The organism is Xenorhabdus sp. TS4, assembly GCF_014467265.1.
GTDB lineage: Bacteria > Pseudomonadota > Gammaproteobacteria > Enterobacterales > Enterobacteriaceae > Xenorhabdus > Xenorhabdus ehlersii.
The window spans coordinates 1-8,685 of the sequence record NZ_NKHQ01000059.1 but is presented as its reverse complement, the minus strand read 5'-3'; the positions used below and the strand labels follow the sequence as shown (position 1 = coordinate 8,685).

Genomic DNA, 8,685 nt, shown 5'->3' with positions numbered 1-8,685 from the left:
CGACACTGACGGAATATACCCAGGCACTGACGGAACCGCCGATATTGATAACCGCAGATGACCGGACAACAACCGCAGGCTACACCGTAGAAAATCTGGTGCCGATCAGTAACCCTGCCGATTTGGCCTATATTATCTACACCTCCGGCACCACCGGACAACCCAAAGGCGTCATGATCGCGCATAAAAATGTGGCCCATCTGGTTGCAGCACAGGCAGAACTGTTTGATATCACAAAGCGAAAAAAAGCCTTAATGTTTGCGGCATATGTTTTTGATGCTTCGGTTTCCGAACTGTTTCTTAGTTTATTAAATGGCCTGACGGTTTACCTGTGCAGCGAAACCGAGCGTAATGCTCCCGCGGTTGCACACCTGATTCAACGAGAAGGAATTGAATTAGCTACTTTACCTCCTGCCATACTGAAAGTATTAATCGGTACTGAGTTACCCTCTTTGCAGTTATTGGTAACAGCAGGTGAATCACCGTCCTCAGATTTTCTTGACTATTTCAGTTATCACAGTGGGGTACTGAATGCTTACGGCCCAACCGAAGTTACCGTTTGTGCGACGGGGAAACATTATCAACATGGGGAGATTGCCAGCAATATTGGTAAGGCCATCAATAATGTCCGTCTTTACGTCCTTGATAGTCACTGCAACTTGTCCCCTATCGGTGTGCCGGGTGAGTTGTATATCGGTGGTGCCGGACTGGCACGGGGGTATTTAAACCGGCCTGAACTCACTGCCGAGCGTTTTGTGCCGAATCCGTTTGCCACCGCAGAAGATAAAGCCTGTGGCTATACCCGCCTGTACAAAACCGGCGACTTAGTCCGCTGGCTGCCGAATGGGGAGCTGGAATATCTGGGACGTAATGACTTTCAGGTTAAAATCCGTGGCTACCGTATCGAATTAGGGGAAATTGAAACTGCCCTTGCCACGCATCCGCAAGTCAAACAGGCGGTGGTGATTGACCACGAACGGGAAGGCCATAAGGCACTGGTGGCTTATCTGAGTACAGATGGTGAGGTATCAGATGATGCCCTGATTACACACCTTTCTCTTCACCTGCCGGATTATATGCTGCCCGCCAGCTTTACCCGCATTGAATCGGTGCCCTTGACCTTGAACGGTAAGCTGGATCGCCGCGCCCTGCCGGAGCCAGTATGGGGAAACCGCGACAGTTATATAGCCCCCCGCAATACCTTAGAAACCCGGTTATGTGCCATTTGGCAGGAGGTGTTGGGCCTGGAACGGGTTGGCATTGAAGATAACTTCTTCCGTATCGGCGGTGATTCTATTGTCAGTATCCAGCTAGTCTCTAAACTACGTCAGGCAGGCTTTTATCTCCAGGTCAAATCGATATTTGAGGCACCAACAGTGGCTCGGTTAGCCCAACTGCCAACACTGACATCACCCACAGTAAAAGCCAGTGCAGAGCAAGGGTTATTAAGCGGGGAGTTTGGTTTATTGCCTATCCAGCAAAACTTCTTTGACCTCAATCTGCCAAATCCACACCATTGGAATCAGGCATTTATGATTCAGCTTCCCGGTAATATAAAATCCGCAGAAATTGAACAGGCTCTGATAACGCTGGCTAAACGACACGATATGCTACGTACCCATTTTATATATACTGAAAACGGTTACCGTCAGTGCTATCCGCCGGAAATGCCATCCTGGTTACCCGCATTACTTCACTGTAATATCAGTGAACTTACACAAACGGAATTACACCAACAACTCACTCAATGGCAAAGTGGGTTTGATTACAGTAACGGGCCTCTATGGCAAGCCGCTTATCTGACCGGATACGCCGATGGCAGCACCCGATTATTCTTCGCATTCCACCATCTGATCATTGACGCTGTATCCTGGCGAATTATTGCAGAAGATATGCGCTTGTTATTGCAAGGCATGACCTTACCATCGAAAACCAGCAGTTATCGGCAGTGGGTGACCTCTGTCCATCATTATGCACAACAGCATCAGGATGAAGTGCCCTATTGGCAGCAAGTAATAGCAGGCAACGATATAAATCCTGAGTTGGATAAAACCACTTATCACCTATTAGACCTCTCTGCTGAAATGACTGACATCCTGCTGCATGAGGCCAACGCCGGTTACTCCACTGAAATTAACGACTTATTACTGAGTGCCCTGACACTGGCGTTACAGGGTACTTTCTCCCAATCAGTAAACTACATCGTCCTGGAAGGTCATGGACGGGAAACCATCGATAACACGCTAGATATTTCCGAAACCGTCGGCTGGTTTACAACACAATACCCCGTCCGGCTGGCAATGCAGACCGATATTGCAGAAACCATTATCCACACTAAAGAGATGCTGCGCGCCGTGCCAAACAAAGGCATTGGTTATGGGGCGTTACGTCAAACTGGACATTTGTCAGGAAATTTACCGGCCATCAGCTTCAATTATCTCGGCCAATTAGGAGGAAGCTGCCATCAAGACTGGTCACTGAGCAGCGATAGTTGTGGCACAGTGATAGCCAGCGGGAATGACTGTCATTTACTGCTGAATATCAATGGCGCAGTTCAGGCTGGAAAACTGCAATTTAGTGTGGACTCCCGCTTGTCACAAGCCCAGACAGCGGTATTTATCACAGTATTTGAGCAAGCACTCAATAGCGTTATCACCGAAGGTCAAAAACAGGCCCAATCGGGAGGAATAAAAACTCCCAGCGATTATGGAATTAAAAGCGTTTCAATTGAGCAGCTAAACCAGCTTACTCATCGTTTGGGCTGTGTGAAGAACGAAAATTCACCTCTCTATCCAGAAAAGAAAACCATTTTGGACATATAAAAAATGTTGATGCTATTTAAAGAACTCAAGAAAAATTATGTATCAGTATGGGTCTGTGAAAATAAATTAAAACTGGCATTTACAGGGGAAACGCCTCCTGTCCAGCTTATTGATAAGGTTAAGAAGAAAAGAGAAAACATATTAAGCTTCTTAAATGAAAAGAATATTTTCTCCGAAGAGGATTTCAACAGTTTTACCTTTAGTGGAATTGAAGCGATATTTCCTGCCACCAGCTTGCAACAGGGTTTTATTTATCATCATCTGACTCAACCACAGGATGATGCCTATCGCATGCAGTTGCTGTTGGATTATCACACCAATATCGACTTTGCCACCTATCAACAAGCCTGGTCACTGGCCTCACTGCGTTTTCCTATCCTCAGAACCGCATTTGATTGGGAAGGGGAAATTTTGCAGATTGTCACTGCGGGTGCCAGTATTAGCTCGGCAAATTTCAAAAGCAAAGATATCAGCCACTTACCAAAAGAAGAGCGCAACAAAGAGATTGAAGCGATCCAACAACATGACCGTACCCTGCCTTTTGATTTAAGCCAGCCCGGATTAATCCGCTTCACTTTCATCAAGCAGGATGAACAACAGGTAACCGTGATGATCAGCCAACATCACTGCATTACCGATGGCTGGAGTAACTCGATTTTATTACAAGCTGTACATGAGTATTACAATCAACTCATAAAGGGACAAGTTCCGCAGGTTGTCGTGGAACACGCTTATCTGGCAACCCAGCAATATCATCTGGATCATAAAGCTGAATCAGAAGCATATTGGGCGCAGCGCAAAGCACACTTCCAGGGAGCTAACGATCTTTCTGCAGTGTTAAGTCATCATGTTGATTTAACGCAGATAAAAGCCGTTGAAAAGCCAGCCGAACAGAAGATTACGGTACAAGGGCACGCTTATGTGCAACTTAAGGATATGTGTCGAATGCAAGGCGTTACCCTGAATGTGGTACTGCAATTTGCCTGGCATAAATTACTGCACAGTTACACCGGGGATGAACAAACCATTGTTGGTACTACCGTATCCGGGCGCGATGTACCGGTGGACGGTGTTGAGTCCAGTGTCGGCTTGTATATCAATACATTGCCATTAACAGTGCAATGGACCCAGGCTGACAGGGTAGCCACTATATTGCAAGCAATACAAAAGGATATCGCCGCCCTCAACAGCCACAGTGCGATATCACTTGCCAGTTTACAATCCGATGGGAAACGGTTATTCCACAGCCTGTTGGTTTTTGAAAACTACCCTGATCCTGTCGTGAGCGAAAACAAGGAAGGCATTGAAAACACCCTGACATTCCGCCAAGCCTTCGAAAAAGTGGACTATCCGGTATCTCTGAAAGCTTATGAACAGGATAACAGTCTCATAGTCAAATTGAACTATGGTGAAGACTGGCTGACAGATAAACAAGCACTGCGCTTGCTTCATCAGCTTGGGCGTATTTTGTATGCCGTAACCCATGATCCACACCAGCCGCATACCGCCATCCTGTTTCTCAGTGAAGAAGAGCGTAAAACCCTGCTGCACACCTGGAATCAGACCGATGCCCCTTACCTGCCAGATAAAACCTTGCCACAACTGTTTGAAACACAAGCAGAAAAAACACCGGATAGCGTGGCGCTGGTGTTTGAAGGGGAAACGCTGACCTACCGGCAATTAAACCAACGAGCAAATCAGTTGGCTGGTGTTATTCGTGAGCGTTGTCAGCAACGTAATGCTGTCCCTCTGCAAGCAGATACCCCCCTCGCTCTCTATCTTGACCGCAGTCTGGAAATGATTATCAGTATCTTAGCGGTACTGAAAGCCGGTGGCGCTTATGTGCCCATTTCCCCCGAATATCCACCGGAGCGGGTTCAGTTTATTCTGCAAGACACCGGAAGCCCATGTGTACTCACCCAGCAACGGCATCTGACGACATTGACGGAATATACCCAAATACTCGCGAAAACGCCGATATTGATAACAGCAGATGACCAGACAATAACCGCAGGCTACACCGTAGAAAATCTGGCTCCGATCAATAACCCTGCTGATTTGGCCTATATCATCTACACCTCCGGCACCACGGGGCAGCCCAAAGGCGTCATGGTTGAGCATAAGAATGTGACCCACTTGGTTGCAGCACAGGCAAAACTGTTTGATATCACAAAGCGAAAAAAAGCTTTAATGTTTGCTGCGTATGTTTTTGATGCGTCTGTTTCCGAACTGTTTCTCAGTTTACTTCATGGCCTGACAGTTTATCTGTGCAGTGAAACAGAGCGCAATGCTCCCGCGGTTGCACACCTGATTCAGCGAGAAGGCATTGAAATCGCCACCTTACCCCCAGCTATATTGAAGTTATTAATTGGTACGGCATTACCTTCCTTGCAGTTATTGGTGACGGCAGGTGAATCACCGTCCTTAGATTTCCTTGACTATTTCAGCCATCACAGCGATGTACTGAATGCATATGGCCCGACCGAAATCACCGTTTGTGCGACGGGGAAACATTATCAACGTGGAGATATTGCCAGCAATATTGGTAAGGCGATTAATAACGTTCATCTGTATGTTCTTGACAAACAGGGTAACCTGCCCCCTGTCGGTGCATCGGGCGAGTTGTATATCGGTGGTGCCGGACTGGCACGAGGGTATTTAAACCGGCCTGAACTGACTGCCGAGCGTTTTGTGCCGAATCCGTTTGCCACCGCAGAAGATAAAGCCCGTGGCTATACCCGACTGTACAAAACCGGCGACTTAGTCCGCTGGCTGCCGAATGGGGAGCTGGAATATCTGGGACGTAATGACTTTCAGGTTAAAATCCGCGGCTACCGCATTGAGCTGGGAGAAATTGAAAGCGTACTGACCTCGCACCCACAGATAAAACAAGCTGTGGTGATTGACCGCAAACACAACGGAAATAAGGCACTGTTCGCGTATTTGGTCACAGATGGCGTGCTATCCGATGACACCCTGATTAGATACCTTTCCACCCGCTTGCCGGACTATATGCTGCCCGCCAGCTTTACGCGCATTGAATCTATACCCTTAACCCTCAACGGCAAGTTGGATCGCCGCGCCCTGCCAGAGCCAAAATGGGAAAACCGCGACAGTTATCTTGCGCCCCGCAATGCCCTAGAAACCCGGTTATGTGCCATTTGGCGGGAAGTGTTGGGGCTAGAGAGAATTGGCATTGAAGATAATTTTTTCCGTATCGGTGGCGATTCCATAATCAGTATCAAACTGGTTTCCAGGCTGCGACGTGCTGGTTTTTCCCTGCAAGTCAAATCGATTTTTGCGGCACCAACGGTAGCGCTGCTAGCGCAACTGCTGACACAAACACCATCTCCGGTAACTGTGGTGGCAGAACAGGGATTATTAAACGGGAAATTTGGTCTGTTGCCTATCCAGCAGGATTTCTTCAACTGGAATTTATCGCGTCCACACCACTGGAATCAGGCATTTATGATCCGACTGCCAGGCAATATCAGTCATGCTGCTATTGAACAAGCCCTGATCGTACTGACTAAACGACATGATATGTTACGCGCCCATTTTGTTGACACAAAACAGGGTTATCGCCAGTGTTATCCTACAGAAATGCCCCCCTGGCTGCCCACATTACTGCATTGTGATTTCAGTGAGTTAAATCACCAGCAACTGACCCAATGGCAGAGTAGCTTTAATTATTGTACTGGTCCTTTATGGCAAACCGCCCATCTGACCGGATATACCGATGGCAGCGCCCGATTATTCTTCGCATTTCACCACCTGATTATTGACGTCGTGTCGTGGCGAATTATCGCTGAAGATATGCGCAGATTGCTGCAAGGCGAAACGCTGCCGGCAAAAACCAGTAGCTATCGGCAATGGGTTAATGCCGTACATCGCTATGCAGAGCACCATCAGCAGGAAGTTCTCTATTGGCAGCAAGTGATGGCTGAAAACCATGTCTATTCTGCTTCGCATGAAATGAGTCAACACATGTTAGGTGTTTCCGCTGAATTGACCGACATTCTGCTGCGTGAAGCCAATGCCGGTTACCATACCGAAATTAACGATATACTGCTTAGCGCCCTCACATTGGCATTACAGACCATTTTCTCACATCCAGTTAACCACATTATGCTTGAAGGTCATGGACGAGAAGCCATTGATAATACACTGGATGTTTCAGAAACCGTCGGTTGGTTTACGACTATCTATCCTGTTCGTCTGGTGATGCAGAACGATATTGCGGAGACGATCATTCATACTAAAGAGATGTTGCGTGCCATACCGAATAAAGGTATCGGTTACGGGGCATTACGTCAGGCAGGATATTTGTCGGGGGATTTACCGACGATTGGCTTCAACTATCTCGGTCAGTTAGACGCAGAAACTGAGCAAAACTGGTCACTGATCAGCGACGACTGTGGAACCGTAGTGGCAGATGATAACCATAGTCATTTGTTACTGAATATTAATGGCTTGATTCAAGCGGGCAGGCTGCAATTTAGTATCAGTTCGCACTTATCACAAACTCAGACGCAAGCATTTATCACAGCATTTGAGCAGGCACTCCATTCTGTTATCACCGCAGGTCAAAAACAGGCTCAATTGGGTGGAATAAAAACTCCCAGTGACTACGGTATTGAAGGGATCTCAATCAAACTTTTGTGTCATCTTCAACAGATATATCAGATTGAAGCACTATACCCCGCCACCAGTTTGCAGCAGGGATTTATTTATCATCATCTGGCTCAACCACAGGATGATGCCTATCGCGTGCAATTACTGTTGGATTATCACACTCAACTCGACCTTGTCGCCTACCAACAGGCCTGGATTCTAACTTCACTACGCTTTCCCATCCTCAGAACAGCGTTTAACTGGGAAGAAGAGGCTTTGCAGATTGTGACTGAAGGGGCAAGTCTTGATTTGGCAAATTTCACCTTCAAGGATATCAGTCAGTTACTACCAGAAGAGAAAGCCAGGGCGATTGAAGCGATCCAACAACATGATCGTACGCTGCCCTTTGATTTAAGTCAGCCCGGATTAATCCGCTTTACCTTAATTCAACAGAGTGAACACCAAGTAACGGTGCTGATCACGCAACACCACAGTATTACTGACGGCTGGAGTAACCCGATTTTATTGCAAACTGTGCATGAATATTACAACGAACTCGCGCAAAACCGAGTTCCCCAAATCGTGGCAGATAAAACTTATCTGGCAACTCAGCAATATTATCTGGAGCACAAAGCAGAATTTGAGGCTTATTGGGCGGAGCGAAAAACACAATTTCAGGGAGCCAACAATCTTTCTGCTCTATTAAGCCATTACGTTGATTTATCCCGAATAAGGGCGATTAAAAAACCAGCGAGGCAAGCTATTGCCATCCAAGAAAACGTATATCAGCAGCTTAAGAAAATGTGTCGTGAACAAGGCATTACCCTGAATGTGGTACTGCAATTTGCCTGGCATAAATTACTGCACAGTTATACCGGAGATGAACAGACTATTGTCGGCACCACCGTCTCCGGACGCGACATACCGGTGGACGGTATTGAATCCAGTGTCGGCCTGTATATTAATACCTTGCCATTAATAGTGCAGTGGCATAAAACCAACAGGGTGATTAGTGTCTTGCACGATATACAGAAAGATATCGCCGCACTCAACAGCTACAGTGCCGTCTCACTGGCCAGTTTGCAATCCAACGGGGAACGGTTATTCCATAGCCTGTTTGTCTTTGAAAATTACCCCGTCCCTGTGGCAGGCGAAAATAAGGCAGGGATTGAAAACACCCTGATATTCCGCCAGGCCATCGAAAAAACCGATTATCCATTATCACTGATGGCCTATGAACAAGATAATT

The 8,685-nt window shown here is 46.9% G+C and carries 2 protein-coding genes; both read left to right on the top strand.

Annotated elements, in window-relative coordinates; translation table 11 throughout:
- Positions 1 to 2,822: non-ribosomal peptide synthetase (locus Xets_RS13795; RefSeq protein ID WP_187651901.1), on the top strand; the 2,822-nt coding region annotated here is incomplete at its 5' end.
- A gap of 3 nt (positions 2,823 to 2,825) precedes the next feature.
- Positions 2,826 to 8,685: non-ribosomal peptide synthetase (locus Xets_RS13790; RefSeq protein ID WP_187651900.1), on the top strand; the 5,860-nt coding region annotated here is incomplete at its 3' end.